Source organism: Sphingomonas palmae (assembly GCF_900109565.1).
GTDB classification, from domain to species: Bacteria; Pseudomonadota; Alphaproteobacteria; order Sphingomonadales; family Sphingomonadaceae; genus Sphingomonas; species Sphingomonas palmae.
The window spans coordinates 397,129-414,177 of sequence record NZ_FNZZ01000001.1; the positions used below are offsets into that span (position 1 = coordinate 397,129).

At 66.8% G+C, this 17,049-nt stretch carries 15 protein-coding genes and 1 tRNA gene; 10 read left to right on the plus strand and 6 right to left on the minus strand.

From position 1 onward, the window contains the following. Positions 1-20: 20 nt before the first annotated feature. The 7 genes from BMW51_RS01920 to BMW51_RS01950 all read left to right on the plus strand — a co-directional run bounded on the left by BMW51_RS01920 (position 21) and on the right by BMW51_RS01950 (position 6,408). Complete coding sequence (locus BMW51_RS01920; RefSeq protein WP_093002792.1) at positions 21-1,031, plus strand: alpha/beta hydrolase; 1,011 nt, start codon at positions 21-23, stop codon at positions 1,029-1,031. 60 nt (positions 1,032-1,091) lie between these two features. After that, on the plus strand, positions 1,092-1,571 hold the full coding sequence (locus BMW51_RS01925) for an RNA pyrophosphohydrolase (RefSeq protein WP_093002794.1): 480 nt from the start codon (positions 1,092-1,094) through the stop codon (positions 1,569-1,571). Between the two features lie 73 nt (positions 1,572-1,644). Beyond that, positions 1,645-2,538, plus strand: coding sequence for a DUF481 domain-containing protein (locus BMW51_RS01930; protein WP_093002796.1), 894 nt, complete (start codon positions 1,645-1,647; stop codon positions 2,536-2,538). A gap of 128 nt (positions 2,539-2,666) precedes the next feature. Further along, a complete protein-coding gene (locus BMW51_RS01935; RefSeq protein WP_093002798.1) occupies positions 2,667-3,854 on the plus strand; it encodes a hydrolase in 1,188 nt (395 codons plus the stop codon). Continuing rightward, positions 3,851-4,867 carry an arginine N-succinyltransferase gene (locus BMW51_RS01940; protein WP_093002800.1) on the plus strand — a complete coding sequence of 339 codons (1,017 nt, stop codon included), beginning with the start codon at positions 3,851-3,853 and terminating at the stop codon, positions 4,865-4,867. Before BMW51_RS01935 ends, BMW51_RS01940 begins: the two co-directional genes overlap by 4 nt. Positions 4,868-4,872: 5 nt before the next feature. Beyond that, the gene (locus BMW51_RS01945) at positions 4,873-6,123 is read left to right on the plus strand and encodes an N-succinylarginine dihydrolase (protein WP_093003801.1); all 1,251 of its coding nucleotides are present in this window, start codon (positions 4,873-4,875) and stop codon (positions 6,121-6,123) included. A gap of 66 nt (positions 6,124-6,189) precedes the next feature. Further along, entirely contained in the window at positions 6,190-6,408 is a 219-nt protein-coding gene (locus tag BMW51_RS01950; protein ID WP_093002802.1) for a hypothetical protein, read from the plus strand. Positions 6,409-6,525: 117 nt separating this feature from the next. On the opposite strand, the gene BMW51_RS01955 is transcribed toward BMW51_RS01950, so the two are convergent. Continuing rightward, positions 6,526-6,602 (minus strand) — tRNA-Arg (locus BMW51_RS01955). Between the two features lie 84 nt (positions 6,603-6,686). Here BMW51_RS01955 and BMW51_RS01960 point away from each other — a divergent pair. After that, on the plus strand, positions 6,687-7,202 hold the full coding sequence (locus BMW51_RS01960) for a hypothetical protein (protein ID WP_143051777.1): 516 nt from the start codon (positions 6,687-6,689) through the stop codon (positions 7,200-7,202). Positions 7,203-7,206: 4 nt separating this feature from the next. Here BMW51_RS01960 and BMW51_RS01965 read toward each other — a convergent pair whose 3' ends face one another. The 3 genes from BMW51_RS01965 to hemB form a co-directional block, all read right to left on the minus strand. Continuing rightward, a complete protein-coding gene (locus BMW51_RS01965; RefSeq protein WP_093002806.1) occupies positions 7,207-9,411 on the minus strand; it encodes a fused MFS/spermidine synthase in 2,205 nt (734 codons plus the stop codon). A 91-nt stretch (positions 9,412-9,502) separates the two neighbouring features. Beyond that, positions 9,503-10,033 (minus strand): GNAT family N-acetyltransferase, encoded by a 531-nt coding sequence (locus BMW51_RS01970; protein WP_093002808.1) that lies wholly within the window; start codon positions 10,031-10,033, stop codon positions 9,503-9,505. Between the two features lie 10 nt (positions 10,034-10,043). Next, on the minus strand, positions 10,044-11,036 hold the full coding sequence (gene hemB / locus BMW51_RS01975) for a porphobilinogen synthase (protein WP_093002810.1): 993 nt from the start codon (positions 11,034-11,036) through the stop codon (positions 10,044-10,046). 95 nt (positions 11,037-11,131) lie between these two features. On the opposite strand from hemB, the gene BMW51_RS01980 reads away from it, so the two are divergent. Then, positions 11,132-12,019 carry a diacylglycerol/lipid kinase family protein gene (locus BMW51_RS01980; protein WP_093002812.1) on the plus strand — a complete coding sequence of 296 codons (888 nt, stop codon included), beginning with the start codon at positions 11,132-11,134 and terminating at the stop codon, positions 12,017-12,019. A gap of 15 nt (positions 12,020-12,034) precedes the next feature. Here the strand turns inward: BMW51_RS01980 and BMW51_RS01985 are convergent, their stop codons facing one another. After that, on the minus strand, positions 12,035-13,495 hold the full coding sequence (locus tag BMW51_RS01985) for an MATE family efflux transporter (RefSeq protein ID WP_093002814.1): 1,461 nt from the start codon (positions 13,493-13,495) through the stop codon (positions 12,035-12,037). Positions 13,496-13,622: 127 nt separating this feature from the next. Here BMW51_RS01985 and BMW51_RS01990 point away from each other — a divergent pair, with 127 nt between their 5' ends. Beyond that, positions 13,623-14,366 carry an SIMPL domain-containing protein gene (locus BMW51_RS01990; protein WP_177171479.1) on the plus strand — a complete coding sequence of 248 codons (744 nt, stop codon included), beginning with the start codon at positions 13,623-13,625 and terminating at the stop codon, positions 14,364-14,366. A 55-nt stretch (positions 14,367-14,421) separates the two neighbouring features. On the opposite strand, the gene BMW51_RS01995 is transcribed toward BMW51_RS01990, so the two are convergent. Beyond that, a complete protein-coding gene (locus tag BMW51_RS01995; protein ID WP_093002818.1) occupies positions 14,422-17,046 on the minus strand; it encodes a valine--tRNA ligase in 2,625 nt (874 codons plus the stop codon). Between the last annotated feature and the right edge of the window lie 3 nt (positions 17,047-17,049).

Sequence of the window (17,049 nt, forward strand, 5' to 3'; positions counted from 1 at the left end):
GCGACCACAGGAGAGCGTACGTGACCGACACGACCATCGAGCGTCCTGCCCAGACCGATAGCGAGCCGTTCGTCCGGCCCGACGTGCGCAACTTCCTCGATTACCTGAACAGTATACCCGGACCCAAGATGCACCAGCAGACGCCCAGCGAGGCGCGCGCGGTGTTCTACGCCATGAAGGACATCGCCGATCCGCCGGTCGGCGTGCTGGCGACGATCCGCGACGTGGCGATCCCGATCGATGGCGGCAGCATCGCCGCCCGATTGTTCGACGCGCGTGAGACGCGTGAACCCGGTCCCGTCGTGGTCTTCTTTCATGGCGGTGGGTTCGTGATCGGCAACATCGACACGCACGCGAGCTTCGCCGCCGAGATGGCGCGGCAGCTCGACCTGCCGGTCGTCTCGGTCGATTACCGTCTGGCTCCGGAGGCGAAATGGCCGGCGGCGCCCGACGATTGCGAGGCGGCGGCGCGCTGGGTTGCATCCAGCCCCTCCGACCTCGGCCGCACTGCCACCGCGCTGGTCCTGTCGGGCGACAGTGCCGGTGGCACGTTGACGATCACGACCGTGATTGCGCTCCGCGACGAACCCGCGGCCGTGCCGGTGATCGTGCAGGCGCCGATCTATCCCGCCGCCGACATGATGAAGGAATATCCGTCATTCAACGACTTCGCCGACGGCTTCCTGCTGACACGCGACGGCATGATGTGGTTCGGAGAGCATTACGCGCCCGACCCTGAGCACGCGAAGGCTTCGCCGATGAACGGGTCGCTCGCCGGATTGCCGCCAGCGGTCATCATCACCGCCAGCCTCGATCCGATCCGCGACCAGGGTCGTGCTTACGCGGCCGCACTGATCCAGGCGGGCGTGCCCGTCACCTTTCGCGAGGCGCGTGGCAACATCCACGGCTTCATCACCTTGCGACAGGCGGTGCCGTCGAGCGCGGGCGATGTCGCGGCCTACCTCACGGCGGTGAAGGGTGCGATCAACGAAGCGGAGGGACAGCGCGCGATGACGCAGGCGGCAAACTGACGCTGCCTTCTTGCGCGCGGGCGGTGGAGTCGGCGCGCCCGCGCTGATAGGGAAGCCGCCATGACCGACCCCTCCACGCTTTCCTATCGCCCGTGCGCCGGCGTCATGCTGGTCAACCATGAGGGCCGCGTGTTCGTCGGCCAGCGGATCGATAACACGCTGGAGGCGTGGCAGATGCCGCAGGGCGGGATAGATCCGGGCGAGGACGCGCACGCGGCGGCCGTTCGGGAACTGCGCGAGGAAACCGGGATCGATGCCGACCAGGTGTCGCTGATTGCCGAAGCAGCCGACGAACTGTTCTACGACCTTCCCTCCGACCTCGTCGGCAAGGTGTGGAAGGGCAAGTACCGCGGGCAGCGGCAGCGCTGGTTCCTGTTCCGCTTCAATGGGCAGGACAGCGATGTCCGCATCGACACCCCGCACCCGGAATTCCGCGCCTGGCGCTGGGCCGACCCGGTCGACCTTCCGCGCCTGATCGTGCCGTTCAAACGCAAGCTGTACGAGGATGTCCTCGCCGCCTTCGCGGATCATCTGAACTGAGCTTCGCTTCGTCGCGGCCACGTCCGGCGGCGGGTTCAAGGGCTGCCGTGCCTCGACTAGGAACGCCTGCTCCATGATCGCAGCGCTGCTTCTCTCAACCGTTGCCGTCGCCGCGGATGCGCCCGATCCGATGGCGATCCCGCCGACGATCCGCGCCATGCTCGACGCCGCGATGGCGTCGGGCGACGAGAATGCGGTCAACACGATCGTCAAATACGCCCGCGTCGCCGATCCCGCGTCGGGCGACGCGTCGCTCAAGCTGGCCAGCGAGTGGAAGGAGGTCCGCGCGCGCGAACGCAACGAGCGCTTGCGCGAAGCCAGTGCGCTCGAACTCTGGACCGGACGGATCGAGGCTGGCGGCTTCGCCTCCACCGGCAACACGCAGGTGGCCGGGATCACCGGTGCCGCCAATCTGCAGCGCGAGAGCCTGAACTGGCGGCACAAGTTGCGGCTGCAGGCCGATTACCAGCGCAACGCCGGCGTCACCAGCCGCGAGCATTACCTCGCCGCCTACGAACCCAATTGGAAGATCGACGACCGGCTGTACCTCTACGGCAGCGCGCAGTTCGAGGCCGACCGCTTCTTCGGCTATCGGCAGCGCTATTCGGCATCGACCGGCGCCGGGTACAATGCGCTGCGCTCGCCGTCACTGACGCTGGATGTCGAGCTCGGTCCCGCGTTCCGCTATACCAGCTTCACCGATGGCCGGCTGCAAAGCAGCCCGGCGGCCCGCGGCAGCCTCGATCTCGCGTGGAAGCTGTCGTCGGGCGTGACCATGAAACAGAACGCATCCGCCTATGCCGAACGGTTCAACAGCACTGTTAGCAGCAACACCGCCCTCGCCGCCAAGCTCATCGGCCCCTTGTCGGCGCAGGTGTCCTATACCGTCCAGTACGAGAGCGCGCCGCCGGAAGGGCGTGTGTCGACCGACACCACCAGTCGCGCGTCGCTGGTGTATAGTTTCTAATCTGCCTGCACCTCACTCTTCAGGTCATTGAAACTACCTCAACTTGATTAGCTACTGACGCTGGGTTGAGGAAGGTCGCAATTGTGACTTGTTCGCGCTAGGCTGTCGGTGTGACGAAAGCTGAACAAATGCATCAGGCGCTGATCGACCGGATCGATCCGGCGGCGATGCTCGCGCGGACGCGGGCGTGGAGCGAGATCAACAGCGGCACGCGCAATCTCCGCGGATTGTCGCACGTCGCCGGGCTGCTGGCAGACGCGTTCTCAGCATTGCCCGGCGAGGTGGCGATGGTCGACGGTGATGCGGCCGAGAGTGTCGCAGCCGACGGTTCAGTCGCACGCCTGGAACATGGCCGGCATTTGCGCCTGATCGTGCGCCCGAACGCACCGGTGCAGATGCTGTTCACCGGCCACATGGACACGGTCTACCCGCCCGATCACGCCTTCCAGCAGCTTACGTGGCTCGACGACAATACGCTGAACGGCCCCGGCGTCGCCGACATGAAGGGCGGCCTGTCGGTCATGCTGGAAGCCTTGCGTGTCGTGGAAGCGGCGGGCACCCCTCAGCTCGGCTATGAAGTCATCATCAATTCGGACGAGGAGACGGGATCGTTCTCCTCCGCACGACTGATCGCGGAAGCGGCGCGCGGCAAGCATGCGGCGCTGACCTACGAACCCGCGCTGCCCGATGGCACGCTCGCTGGCGCCCGCGGCGGCACCGGCAACTTCTCGATCGTCGTGCGCGGACGCGCGGCCCACGCGGGGCGCAATCCAGATGACGGACGCAACGCCGTGGTCGCGGCAAGCGAGATCGCGCTCAGGCTCCACGACGCGCGGGCACCGCGACTGGCGGTCAATCCGGCGCGCATCGATGGCGGCGGACCCAACAACGTCGTCCCCGATCTGGCCGTGCTACGCGTCAACTTCCGGCCCGGCGACACGAGCGAAATCGAGCGAGCACGTGCTCTAATCGACGACGTCACCAAGACCACCGCAATGCGCCACGACGTTCAGGTGGAAGTGCACGGCAGCTTCAATCGCCCGCCAAAGCCGATCGACGAAGCGGCGGCGCGCCTGTTCGCGCTGGTGAAGCACGTCGGCACCGCGCTCGACCTCGACATCGCCTGGCGCGACACCGGCGGCGTGTGCGACGGCAACAATATCGCTGCGGCGGGCGTGCCGGTCGTGGACACGATGGGGGTGCGCGGCGGCGCGATCCACTCGTCGGACGAATATCTCTTGGTCGATAGTCTGGCCGAGCGCGCGGCGCTCTCCGCCCTGACTATCCAACGGATTGCCGAAGGAGTCCTTCTTTGACGTTTGTCGTTCGTCCGGCGACCGAGGCCGACCTGCCGCACCTGTACGAGATGGCGAAACTGACCGGTGGCGGCTTCACCAATCTGCCGCCCGACCGCAAGGCGCTATCGGCTAAACTCGCCCGCAGCCGCGAGGCGTTCCGGCGTGAGGGTGGGCCGATGGCGGACGAGCTGTTCGTGCTCGTGCTGGAAAACACCGCCACGCACGAGGTTCGCGGCACCTGCCAGCTGTTCACGATGGTCGGTCAGCAGCACCCCTTCTACAGTTATCGCATCGGCACGCTGACGCAGCACAGTCGCGAGCTCGACCGGACGTTCCGCGCCGAGATGCTGACGCTGGCGACCGATCTCGAAGGATCGAGCGAGGTCGGCGGCCTATTCCTCCACCCGGGCGAGCGCGCGGGCGGGCTCGGCATGCTGCTGGCGCGGGCACGCTACCTGTTCATCGCAGCGCATCGCGCGCGCTTCGCGCCGCGAATCCTCGCGGAACTGCGCGGAATCATCGACGAGGCCGGCGGATCGCCGTTCTGGGATGGCCTCGCGGGACGCTTCTTCGGCATGAATTTCCAGGCTGCGGACGAGTTCAATGCGATCAACGGTCACCAGTTTATTGCCGATCTGATGCCCAAGCATCCGATCTACACCGCGATGCTGTCCGACAGCGCGCGCGCCGCGATCGGCAAGCCGCACCCGAGCGGGCGCGCAGCGATGCGGATGCTGGAGAACGAAGGCTTCGCATTCGAGAACTACGTCGACATCTTCGACGGAGGTCCGACCATGACCGCGCGCACCGACGCGGTCCGCAGCATCCGCGACGCTCGGCAAGCGCGTGTCGTGGCGCTGGACGGCGAGGGTGGCGAGCAGGCATTGATCGCGACCGGTACGCTCAGTGACTTTCGCTGCGCGTACGGCAACGTGCGCGAGTGCGGCGACGGCGTCATCCTCGCGCAATCGTGCGCAGACGTCCTGGGGATCGGTGAAGACGCGATGATCAGCCACGTCGGGCGGCTGTGAACAACATGCGCGAGATCAACTTCGACGGCATCATCGGCCCGACGCACAATTACGCGGGGCTGAGCCCAGGTAACCTCGCCGCCACGCACAATGCCGGGGCGGTCGCACACCCGCGCGCCGCGGCGTTGCAGGGGATCGCGAAGATGCGGGCCAATCTCTCGCTTGGGCTGGTTCAGGGCGTGCTGCTGCCGCATCGCCGCCCGGACCAACGCTGGCTATCAGCGCTGCACACCGATTACGCGGCAGCCGAGCCGCATCTGAAGGCGCGCGCGCTGTCCGCGTCGGCGATGTGGGCGGCGAACGCGGCGACCGTCTCCCCCGCTCCCGATTGCACCGACGGGCGATGCCACCTGAGCGTCGCCAATCTGGTGACGATGCCGCACCGCAGTCACGAATGGCCGGAGACGCTGGCGCAGCTTCGGCTCGCCTTCGCGCACCCAGCCTTTCGCGTTCACGCCCCCGTCCCGCCTCCGTTCGGTGATGAGGGCGCGGCGAATCACATGCGCCTGGCGCCAGCGCACGATGCCGGCGGGGTCGAGATCTTCGTCTACGGCGTGACCGGAGGCCCCTATCCGGCGCGACAGCATCTGGAGGCAAGCCGGGCGATCGCGCGTGCTCACGCGCTCGACCCCGCACGAACGCTGTTCATCGAACAATCAAGTGCGGCGATCGCCGCCGGTGCGTTCCACAACGATGTCGTCGCTGTCGCCAACGAGCGCACGCTGTTCGCGCACGAACAAGCGTTCGCTGATCGCGACGGCTTCTACGCGCAGCTCCGCGCGATCATGCCCGAGGTCGAGATCGTCGAGGTACCAGCCTCCGCGGTCAGCCTCGCAGACGCGATCGGCTCCTACCTGTTCAACGCCCAATTGGTGAGCACGCCGAGCGGCGATCAGACGCTGATCGTGCCGCAGGAGGCGCGCGAGCAGCCGCGGGTCTGGAACTGGTTGCAGCAGCATGTCGCCGGCAACGGACCCATTCGCCGCGTCGAGGTGGTCGACGTGCGCGAATCGATGGCCAATGGCGGCGGACCCGCGTGCCTTCGCCTGCGTGTCGTCTGCGATCCGGCCACGGTTGATCGTCGTTTCCTCGTCGACGACGCGCGTCTCGATGTCATCGCGGATGTGGTGACGCGCTACTGGCCCGAGACGATCGGGCCCGAGCAGATCGGCGACGCCGCCATGATCGCGCAGGTCGAACGAGCACGCGAGGCGCTGCTACGAGCGCTCGACCTTGTCGAGTTACTTGACAGTTAACCAAGCTCGGTAACGCCGGAACGGCTGAACTCAGCCGTTGGCGCGCGTTTTGCGTAACGTTTCGCCATGTTGAGCCGCATCGCACGTCTGTTCGTCATCAAGACCAAGTTCGAGGCTTTCCTCGTCATCTACGGGCTTGGCTGCGGTGCGGTCGAGCGCGGCATGCACTACCGCGCGCTCTATCCGGGTCCGCAGGGATGGGTGCTGTTCGGCGCGTGCACGATCGCCGTGTTCATGGCGGGCGCGAAGATCATCGAGGCGGTTGAACGAAGCGCGAGCGATTAGCGCTGGCCGACAAAAGTGCTCGTCGCGTGTGCCTCAAACAAGAAAAAGCCGGGTCATTGCTGACCCGGCTCCATCCACCCAGATGGTGGTTTCTCCACCCACTCTCTCGAAGAAGAGTGGCGCGCCCGGAACGATTCGAACGTCCGACCCTCAGATTCGTAGTCTGATGCTCTATCCAGCTGAGCTACGGGCGCCCTGTGGAGGCGCGCTGATACGAGGGCTTTTCTGATCGCGCAAGTCCGTTGCGCACTTTTCCCGAAGAATTTATCGCGAGCATCATGCCGCCTCGTCCTGCACATCTTCCACTGCTGCTCTGCGCGGCGCTCGCTCCTCTCGCCGGCTGCGCCGTGCCGGAGGGACCCTTCCCTTCGCTGGCGCCGCGTGCCGTGGAGAAGCTGGGGTTCGCCGAGCCGGCTGCACCCCCGCCTGCCCCTGTCGCACCCGATCCCGCGCTCGACGAACGGCTGGCCGACAATGCGCGCGAGCGGATCGAGGCGGCGAAGGCGTTCGATGCCGGTGCGAACCGGGCCGAACGACTGGCGCGCGCGGCGCGCGGCGCGAAGGCGGGCAGCGAACCCTGGCTCGACGCGCAAACCGCGCTGGCGGAGCTGGATGCCTTGCGGGCGCGGCATCAGGACGCGCTGGGCGTGCTCGAGGATCTCGCTTCTTCACGCGCGCAGGCGCTGCTGCCGGCCTATCCGGCGCTGGAAACCGCCTTGCAGGCGGCGCGCGCCACCAGCGCGGCACAAACGCGGCGCATCGACTCGATCGCTGCCAGCCTCGCGCCGGCGTGACGCGTCAGAAGCGCAGCAGCGGCAGGATCGAGCCATAATCGTCGGTCCAGGGGCGGAACCCGTCCCGCGGGCGGATCGCTTTCCAGTTGGAGGCGCGGCTCGTCACCGCGTCGTACACCGCCTCGTCGCGCGTCATCATGATCCAGGACGACTTGCTCGCGTCCTCCTCGAACGGGTCGGGCGTGAAGTTGAGGATCGCGGCGTGCCATCCACGCGCCCGCGCGGCTGCGGCGACGACGGGCACCAGATCGAGGTAGCGATTGGACACGTGCACCGCCAGCACGCCGCGGGGTGCCAGCACGCGACCATAAGTGTCGAACGCTTCCAGCGTCAGCAGGTGCATCGGTACCGCGTCGGAAGAAAAGGCATCGAGCGCGAGCACGTCGAGCGAAGCCCTCGGCTCTTTCGATAGGCTCACCCGCGCATCGCCGATCACCACGCTCGCGCCCGGCGCGCAATGCCGCAGAAAGGTGAAATGGCCTGAGGTGGCGATCCTAACCATCGCGGGATCGATCTCGTAGAAGCGCCAGCGCTGCCCCTGCTGGCGGTAACAGGCGAGCGTGCCCGTACCCAGCCCGACAACTCCGACCCGCCCCGCATCTCCGTAGAAAATGGGCGCGAGCCGCATTACCTGACCGATACCAGACCCGGGCACGTAATAGGTCGTCGGCGTCCGCTCGCGCTTCGGACTTCCGGCTAGCTGCACACCGTGCACGGTGGTGCCGTGGACCAGCCTGCGCCGCCGCGGCGCCTCGGCAAGCGTGTAGACGCCGAAATAGCTGCGCACGCGCGCGCCGGGCTCGAGCGAGAGCGCCAGCGATTGCAGCCCGCCGAACAGCAACAGACCCGACACGAGCACGCCGACGAACGCGGCGCGTCGACCAACGCTGATGATGCCGAATATCGCGACCGCCAGAAACGAGACGCCAAGGTAGCGGCCCTCGTCCGAGCCGCCTAGTTCGCGCGCGCTCAGGATGACGAGCACGACCAGCACGATCGCGATCAACGCCGGCACCACGTAGCGACCGCGACGCGCGAACCATAGCTGCGCGATCTGCTGCGCGAGGAAGGTCTGCGGCATCAGCACACCCGTCGCAATGATCAGGATCGGATACTCCCACGTCCAATCGAATACGATCGGTGCGATTAGCCCGGCGAATACGCCGCCAAGCGCCCCGCCCGTCGACATCGCGAGGTAGAAGCCGGTCAGATGCCGCGGGTTTGGGCGCAGGCGGTACAATCGCGTGTGCAGCGCGACGGAGGCGACGAACAGGACTGCGGCGGCGACCACCAGCGCCAGCGGGGAAGCATTGGTGAAGCCGCCCATCAACATGCCGCCGAACACGACCAACGTGACCGGCGCATAGCGTGTGATCGCGTCCGCGGCGGTGCGGTTCGCGGCGAAGGCGATTGAGAAGCTTAGCAGGTAGAGCGCGAGCGGCAGCACCCACAACAGCGGCATCGCCAGCAGGTCGGTGCTGATGAAGGTGCTGGTGGCGAGCATCAGGCCGGAGGGCACCAGGCCGAGTACCATCCATGTCAGCCATTGACCGGCTCGCCAGCCCTGGCGCGTGTCGGGTGCGATTGCGACGCCATCCTGCCGCCTGGCTACGCGCGGCAGCAGCCGCGTACATGCCAGCACCAGAGCGATCAGCACCACGTAGCCGGCGCTCCACAACCATCGCTGCGAGGGCACGGTCAGCAACGGCTCGACTAGCAGCGGAAAGGCAAGCAGCCCGGCGAAACTGCCGAGGTTCGATGCCGCATAGAGTGCGTAAGGATCCTCTCGCGGGTGCGACAGTGCGAACCAGCGCTGGACCAAAGGCGCCTGTGCCGACACTGCGAAGAACAATGGTCCGATCGAGATCGCGAACAGATATGGCACCCAGAGCGCGGGTTCGGCGCTCGCCGGCATCGCACGCGCGGCCAGTCCGATCGGCAGGAAGGTCGCCGCCGTGATGAGCACGCTCAGGTGGATCAGGCCCTGCCGCCGCGCGCTCAACCGCCCGAGCAGATGCGCGTAGGCGTAGCCGCCCAGCAGCAACGCCTGATACACCAGCATCGCCGAGTTCCAGACCGCTGCGGCGCCGCCTAGACGCGGCAGCGCGATGCGCGCGATCATCGGCTGGACGAGGAACAGCAGGAACGAGCCAGTCAGGATCGTGGCGACGAACAACCAACGCCGGCCGCGCGCGGGATCAGCCATCATGCGTCCGCTCAGATGCCCGATGCGACCACGTGCACGGCGCAGGTTAAGCTTCCAAACTTAGCTGCGGCGGCGCAACTGCGGCACGGCCCTGTCATGCTTGGTGGCGATCGAGCACGTAGATGACCGCGGCGGCAAGCGGATCGTCGGGCGCGAACTTACCATGCACGAAGTCGAGCGCTGGCTGATGACTCATACCGAGCCGCTGCATTACAGCTCGGCTCTTCTCATTACGCCGTGCCGTGATCGCGACCACCCGCGCCGCGGCGGTGTTGAGCCACCCCCAGTCGAGCACCGCGCGCATTGCCTCAAGCGCGTAACCCTGCCGCCAATGCGCCCGCGCGATCATCCAACCGGCCTCCAGATCGTTCGCGACCGGTGTATCGTCGCCAGCGATCTTCAACCCGCAAAAGCCGATCACCGCATCATCGGCGCGTCGCACGACGGATCGAAACCCCAGATCGGGTCCGTAGGACGCGTGACGCGCGAGCGCGGCGTCGCTCTGCTCGGCGGTGTTCACCGGACCCAAATCTGCCATCGCGACCGGATCGGCCCACATCGCGTGGAGCGCGGCACGGTCGGCGGGTTGCGGCGTGCGCAGGATCAGCCGTTCGGTAACGATCATGACGACCGCCTCACCGAGCGAGCAGCCGGGCAGCGTGGAGGGCGTGATAGGTCAGCACCCCCGAACATCCCGCCCGCTTGAACGCCAGCAGCGTTTCCAGCACCATTGCATCACGGTCCGCAGCCCCGGCCGCCACCGCCGCCTCGATCATCGCGTACTCGCCCGACACCTGATAGGCGAAGACGGGCACCGCGAAGGCGTCCTTCACCTCGCGCACGATGTCCAGGTACGGCAGCCCCGGCTTGACCATGACGCTGTCCGCGCCCTCGGCTAGGTCGAGCGCTACCTCGCGCAGTGCCTCCTCGCGATTGGCCGGGTTCATCTGATAGGTCGTCTTGTCGCCTTTCAGCAGCCCGCGGCTTCCAACCGCGTCGCGAAACGGACCGTAGAAGGCGGAAGCATATTTGGCGGCATAGGCCATGATCTGCACGTTGACGTGCCCGCCGCCTTCCAGTGCCTCGCGGATCAGCCCAACGCGGCCGTCCATCATGTCCGACGGCGCGATGATATCCGCACCCGCTTCCGCCTGGTTGAGCGACTGACCAATCAGCAGTTCGATCGTGCGATCGTTGAGCACGTAGCCCGCGTCGTCGACGATCCCGTCGTGACCATGCGCGGTATACGGGTCGAGCGCGACATCGGTCAGCACGCCGATGTCGGGCACCGCCTGCTTGATCGCGCGGATCGCGCGGCACATCAGATTATCGGGATTGAGCGCCTCGGCCCCATCGTCGCTGCGTCGTTCCTTCTGCGTGTTGGGAAACAGCGCGAGGCAGGTGATGCCGAGATCGCGCGCCTCCCTCGCACTCGCGACGATTCGGTCGACCGACCAGCGCGACACGCCCGGCAAGGTCACGATCGGCTCCTCGACGCCTTCACCTTCGGTGACGAACAGCGGCCAGATCAGATCGGCCGGGGTCAGGACGTTTTCGGCGTGCAGCCGGCGGCTCCATGCTGTGGCGCGGGTACGACGGAGGCGAAGCGCGGGATAGGGAGCATGCATTCATGCCATGTCGGCCATGCCCGGTGCCGGTGCAAGTATTTGCCCGCTCGCAGACGTTACGGAAGCGAAAGCGACGCCGGCGCGTTCGACGTTCCATGACACACACGCGCATCGCGTCCGCCGCCCTGATCGTGAACGCCAAATCGCGTCGCGGCCAAAAACTGTTCGCGCGTGCGTGCAAGGAAATGCGCGCGCTCCCCTTCCCGGTCGACGCGCACGCGGTTGAGGATCCGGAGGAGCTCGAGGCGACTGTCACGCGCGCGCTGGCGAAAAAGCCCGATTTGGTCGTGCTCGGCGGTGGCGACGGTACGATCAGCGGGCTAGTCGACCTGCTCGTGGGAAAGAATGTCATCCTCGGTGTGCTGCCGCTCGGCACCGCCAACAGCTTTGCGCGCTCGCTCGGGCTGCCGCTCGACATTGCGGGCGCGGTCCGAGTGCTTGCGGATGGCGAGCCGCGGCGGATCGATCTCGGCATGATTGACGGCGACTATTACGCCAATTGCGCGGCAATGGGGATCAGTCCGCAGATCGCCGCGACCGTGCCGCATGCGCTCAAGAAAGTTGCCGGGCGCGTCGGTTATCTCGGTTGGGCGACGCTGCAATTCCTGCGCTTTCATTCCTTCACCCTGATCGTCGGTGAGGGCGCGTCCGCCGCGCGGATCAAGGCGGTGGAGGTACGCATTTCGAACGGCCCGTTCCACGGCGGCACCGACGTGGTCGAGGGTGCCGAGGTCGACTCCGGCGAGATCGTCGTCCAGGCGGTAAAGGGTCCGTTCAAGCGCAACCTGGTCAAGAATTGGGCCGCAGCGTTCTTCCGCCACGAGGCACGGCGCGAACATACCACGTCATTCTCGGGCAAGAGCATTCGGCTCGACACCGAGCCATCGGGCATGCCGATCTCGATCGATGGCGAGGTTCTGGCACGAACGCCGGTCACCGCGCACATTGCGGCGGCGGTGATCGAGGTGATGGTACCGCGCTAGACGCAAGCGGCTACGTCAGCTCGCCGGGCGCATATTGCCGCCCGGCTCGACGTCGGCGTGGCTACGTTCGTCGCAATGCGTCTCGGGGGTGAGCAACGCGCCCTTTCGCCAGCCACCGTGGAGATAATAGAGCGCGGCGAGCACCACCGTGGTCGCCGAGCCGAGCGGAAAGCTCCACCACAAGGCATCCGCGCCCAGCGTCGGCCTGAGCGCAAGTGCCACGCCCAGCCGCACCGGGAACATTGCGATGAACAGGATCGCGAGCGGGCCCCACACCGCGCCGTTCGCGCGTACGACCCCGAACAACACCATCGTGACGCCGAACAGCACGAAACCCCAGGTCGAGACGAGGTTCACGTGCTCCGCGATGCCGAGCACCGCCGAGTCCTCCGGCACGAACAGCGAGAGCAGCGGCCGGTCGAACAGCAGTGCGACGACGATGATCGCGCCGGTGATCGCCAGATTATAGATGATGCCGCTGCGTGTAATTGCACCGACGCGGTCCCAGCGGCCCGCGCCGATGTTCTGTGCCGCCATTGCGCTGACCGCCGCGCCGATCGCCATCGCGGGCATCTGGATATAGGTCCACAGCTGCTGCGTGATGCCGTAGGCGGCGGTCGTGTCGACGCCGTTGCGATTGACCAGTCCGACCATCGCCAGCCCCGCGCTGGAGATCACCAGCATCTGCGCGCCGATCGGCAACCCTTTGCCGACGATCGTGCCGATCAAGTCGCGCTCGGGCAGGATGTAGCGTAGTTCCTCGCCGATCAGGCGCAACGGCAGGTCACGCAGGTAGATGTAGCCGATCAGCACCGCGCACGCGACAACGTTGGCGATCAGCGTCGCAGTCGCCGAACCGGCAATCCCCAGCTCGGGCGCAGGGCCGAGGCCCAGGATGAAGACCGGGTTGAGCCCGGCGTCGAGTACGACCGACAGCCCCATGAACCACAAGGGCGTGAGCGAATCTCCTATCCCGCGCAGCCCCATGAACATCAGCACCAGCAGCATCGAGGCGGGCAGCCCGAGGAAGATCACGCGCAGGTACGCGAGCGCTTCGCCATAAGCGTCGCCCGGCGTGGCGAGCAGCGTCAGGATCTGCGGCGCGAAGATCCAGCCGAGCGCACCGGTCACAATCGATCCAGCGAGGACGAGGCCGATCGCGGAGCCGAATGCACGCCGCGCCGCGTCGTGGTCGCGCCGTCCCCATGCCTGTCCGACAATGATCGTCGCCGCCATGCCGAAGCCGAAGACCATGCCGAACATCAGGAACATGATGATGTTGGCGTTGCTGGTCGCGGCGAGTGCATTCTCGCCCAGGAAGCGCCCGACCCAGATCGTGTTGATCGAACCATTGAGCGATTGCAGCACATTCGAGCCGAGCGTCGGTATTGCGAAGGCGAGCAACGTCGCGCCAATCGGTCCGCGGGTCAGGTCGCGCTGCGGGCCGTGCGCCGCGGTAGGGGAGGCTTCGTCCATGTCGCTGCCCTACCTCCGTCGGTCCGATCCGTTCCCTCAACCGTGCCGCTATTCGCACGCGACGTCCAGAGCGGCGCTTGGATCATCCTGCGACACGCGTTACGACCTGACGCGAAGGGGAAGTGACATGCCGTTCGATGCCGCCTTGTTGAGCGCGTTGCTGCTGGTTCAGGCCACAGGCGGCGACACGCCGACGCCGCAGATCAGCGTGGCGGGCACGGGCAGCGTCTTCACGCCGCCCGATGTCGCGACCGTCACCTGGACCGTCCACGGCGAAGGGCCGACGTCCGATGCGGCGTTGACGCAGCTGAACGCCACGCGGCGGGCGATCGACGGCGGTGTGCGCTCGCTGACCACCGCCACGCCCAAGGGCGGCAACGTATCGATCCGGGCGGTTCGCAGCCGCGACTGCAACGCGAACAGCTACGGTCCGCCGCAGCTCGATGCCGGTGCGTGCGCGATCGTCGGCTATGTCGCCGACCTCTCGCTCGAGCTGCGCACCGATCAGGTTTCGAAGGCGGGCACGATCACGGGGTTGATCGGGCGCCTCGGAGCACGCGATCCGCGCGTTTCGTCGTTCGCGCTCGCCGATCCGCGCGCGGCACAAGCCCGCGCGATGGCCGCGGCGCTGGCCGACGCGCGCACGCGGGCAGAAACAATCGCGCAGGGCGCGCGGGTGACACTCGGCCCGATCCTCTACGCCTCCGACAGCGGCAACCGCGACACGCCCGACGAAATCGAGGTGACCGGCGCCGCGATGGCACTCCCTGCGCCGCCGCCCCCACCTCCGCCACCGATCGACGTAAACGTCGCTCCAGCCCCGATCGAGACGCAGGCGACCGCCCGCGTCACGTACCGGATCAACCCGTAACGTAGCTGTCAGCGAGCGGACGGCGCGGACGTGAAAAGCCCCGCCGTCCAACTCGTCAGGCGAGCCTCGCCAGCGCAGCCGCGAACCGTTCGGCGTCGGCCGACTTCTCCGCGTGATCCGCCTTGGCCTTCTCGACCGCCTCGGGCTTGGCGCGCTCGACGAAGCTCGCGTTGCCGAGGCGACCGGCGAGCGCGTCGCGCTCCTTCTCTGCCGCGGCGAGCGACTTGGTCAGTCGCGCGCGCTCGGCGTCGAGGTCGATAACGCCCTCCAATGCCAGCGCGAAGGTTTCCGCACCCCACAGGATCGGCGCGCGCGCGCCCTCCGCCTCACCCGCCGTCACAGTGACGCGCGCGAGCCGTTCCACGTAGGAAACGATCTCGACCGGTAGCACGCCGTTGCCGGTGTGAAGCGCGATCCGCGCGCCCGGCGGTACGTTCAGCTCGGCACGCGCGGCGCGCACCGCCTCGATCAGCTCGATCAGCCCCGAGACTTGCGCGCCCGCCGCCGGATCGAGCGCGCGCGCGTCCGCCATCGGCCAGTGCGCGACGATCAGCTCGTGCTCGCGCGGGGCGAGCGCGTGCCACAGCTCCTCGGTGATGAACGGCATGAACGGGTGGAGCAGCACCAGGATCTGGTCGAGCACCCAGCCCGCAACCGCCTTGGTCTCGTCGTCGATCGAACCCTTGATCAGCTCGAGGTACCAGTCGCAGAACCGGCTCCAGGTGAACTGGTAGATCGCGTTCGCCGCCGCGTCGAAGCGATAGTCGGCGAGCGCGAGATCGACCGCCTGCACGGTCGCGATCGCCTCCGCGACGATCCACTTGTTGACCGCGTTTGTCGCGACCGGCGGGTCGAGCGTGGTCGAGCCGCCGATGCCGTTCGCTTGCGCGAAGCGGCTGGCGTTCCACAGCTTGGTCGCGAAGTTGCGATAACCCTCGACCCGCTTCTCATCCATCTTGATGTCGCGGCCCTGGCTCTCCATCGCCGCCATGAAGAAGCGCAGCGCGTCGGCGCCGTATTTGTCGATCAGGCCGAGCGGGTCGACCGTATTACCTTTCGACTTCGACATCTTCGCGCCGTCCGCCGCGCGGACGAGGCCGTGCAGGTAGAGCGTGCGGAACGGCACATCGCCCATGAAGTGCATCCCCTGCATCATCATGCGCGCATCCCAAAAGAACAGGATGTCGAAGCCCGAGATCAGCACGTTATTGGGATAGCGGCCGGCGAGCGTGCGGTCCTCGCCCTCGGGCCAGCCGAGCGTCGCGAACGGCCACAAAGCGGAGGAGAACCACGTGTCGAGCACGTCCTCGTCCTGGCGCAGTTCGACACCCTCGCCCGCCTGTGCCTGCGCTTCCTCGGCCGTCTCGGCGACGAAGACATGCCCGTCCTCGGCGAACCACGCCGGGATGCGGTGTCCCCACCAGAGCTGGCGCGAGACGCACCAAGGCTGAATGTTGTCCATCCAGTTGAAGAAGGTCTTCTCCCACGTCTTCGGCACGATCTTGATGCGACCGTCGCGGACCGCCTCGATCGCCGGCTGCGCCAGCGTTTTCGCGTCGACATACCATTGATCGGTCAGCCACGGCTCGATCACCTGGCCCGAGCGGTCGCCGTAGGGGGTCTGGATCACGCGGTCCTCGACGCGTTCCAGATACTCTTGCGCCTGCAACGCCTCGACGATCTCGCGCCGCGCCTCAAACCGGTCCATGCCGAGCAAATAGTCGGGGACGAGGCCATCGGCGGTCTGCGTGATCCGCGCTTGCGCATCGAGCATGTTGAGCATGTCACGTGCCTCGATCCCGGCGCGGCGACCGACCTCGAAATCGTTGAAGTCGTGACCCGGCGTGATCTTCACCGCGCCCGAACCCAGCGCAGGATCAGCGTGCTCGTCGGCGATGATCGGGATCGTGCGGCCGGTGATCGGCAGGCGGACGTACTTGCCGATCTTTTCGCGGTAACGCTCATCGTCCGGATGAACCGCGACCGCCATGTCGGCGAGCATCGTCTCGGGCCGAGTCGTCGCGACCGAGATGAACCCCATGCCATCCTCGAGCGGATAGCGCAGGTGCCAGAACTTGCCCTGCGTCTCGCGCGTCTCGACCTCCAGGTCGCTGATCGCGGTGCCGAGACCCGGGTCCCAGTTGACCAGCCGTTTGTCGCGGTAGAGAAGTCCTTCGCGATGCAGCTCCACGAAGACCTTGAGCACGGCCTTCGAGAAGCCCTCGTCCATCGTGAAGCGCTCGTTAGCCCAGTCCATCGAGCAGCCGAGCCGGCGCAGCTGGCGCGTGATCTCGCCGCCGCTTTCCGCCTTCCAGTTCCAGACGCGCTCCACGAACTGATCGCGTGACAGGTCGGTGCGCTTCTCGCCCGCGGCGTTCATCTGCCGTTCGACCACCATCTGCGTCGCGATGCCGGCGTGATCGGTGCCGACGACCCATAGCGCGTCCTTGCCCTTCAACCGAGCGTGACGCGCGAGAATGTCCTGCAACGTGTTGTCGAGCGCGTGTCCGATGTGGAGCGAGCCCGTCACGTTGGGCGGCGGGTTTACGATCGTCCACGGCTCGGCGTTCGGCCGCTCGGGGCGGAACAACCCCTTCTCTTCCCAGTGGCGGTACCAGCGGGTCTCGATCGCGGCGGGGTCGAAGGTCTTCGCCAACGTGTTCTGGGGGAGTTCGCTCATGCG

Bases quoted from the DNA above. Each gene is read 5' to 3' on its own strand.
- BMW51_RS01925 (WP_093002794.1), top strand. From the start codon at position 1,092: ATGACCGACCCCTCCACGCTTTCCTATCGCCCGTGCGCCGGCGTCATG.
- BMW51_RS01950 (WP_093002802.1), top strand. From the start codon at position 6,190: ATGTTGAGCCGCATCGCACGTCTGTTCGTCATCAAGACCAAGTTCGAG.
- BMW51_RS01990 (WP_177171479.1), top strand. From the start codon at position 13,623: ATGCCGTTCGATGCCGCCTTGTTGAGCGCGTTGCTGCTGGTTCAGGCC.
- BMW51_RS01965 (WP_093002806.1), bottom strand. From the start codon at position 9,411: ATGATGGCTGATCCCGCGCGCGGCCGGCGTTGGTTGTTCGTCGCCACG.
- BMW51_RS01930 (WP_093002796.1), top strand. From the start codon at position 1,645: ATGATCGCAGCGCTGCTTCTCTCAACCGTTGCCGTCGCCGCGGATGCG.
- BMW51_RS01960 (WP_143051777.1), top strand. From the start codon at position 6,687: ATGCCGCCTCGTCCTGCACATCTTCCACTGCTGCTCTGCGCGGCGCTC.
- BMW51_RS01935 (WP_093002798.1), top strand. From the start codon at position 2,667: ATGCATCAGGCGCTGATCGACCGGATCGATCCGGCGGCGATGCTCGCG.
- BMW51_RS01995 (WP_093002818.1), bottom strand. From the start codon at position 17,046: ATGAGCGAACTCCCCCAGAACACGTTGGCGAAGACCTTCGACCCCGCC.
- BMW51_RS01970 (WP_093002808.1), bottom strand. From the start codon at position 10,033: ATGATCGTTACCGAACGGCTGATCCTGCGCACGCCGCAACCCGCCGAC.
- BMW51_RS01985 (WP_093002814.1), bottom strand. From the start codon at position 13,495: ATGGACGAAGCCTCCCCTACCGCGGCGCACGGCCCGCAGCGCGACCTG.
- BMW51_RS01945 (WP_093003801.1), top strand. From the start codon at position 4,873: ATGCGCGAGATCAACTTCGACGGCATCATCGGCCCGACGCACAATTAC.
- BMW51_RS01980 (WP_093002812.1), top strand. From the start codon at position 11,132: ATGACACACACGCGCATCGCGTCCGCCGCCCTGATCGTGAACGCCAAA.
- hemB (WP_093002810.1), bottom strand. From the start codon at position 11,036: ATGCATGCTCCCTATCCCGCGCTTCGCCTCCGTCGTACCCGCGCCACA.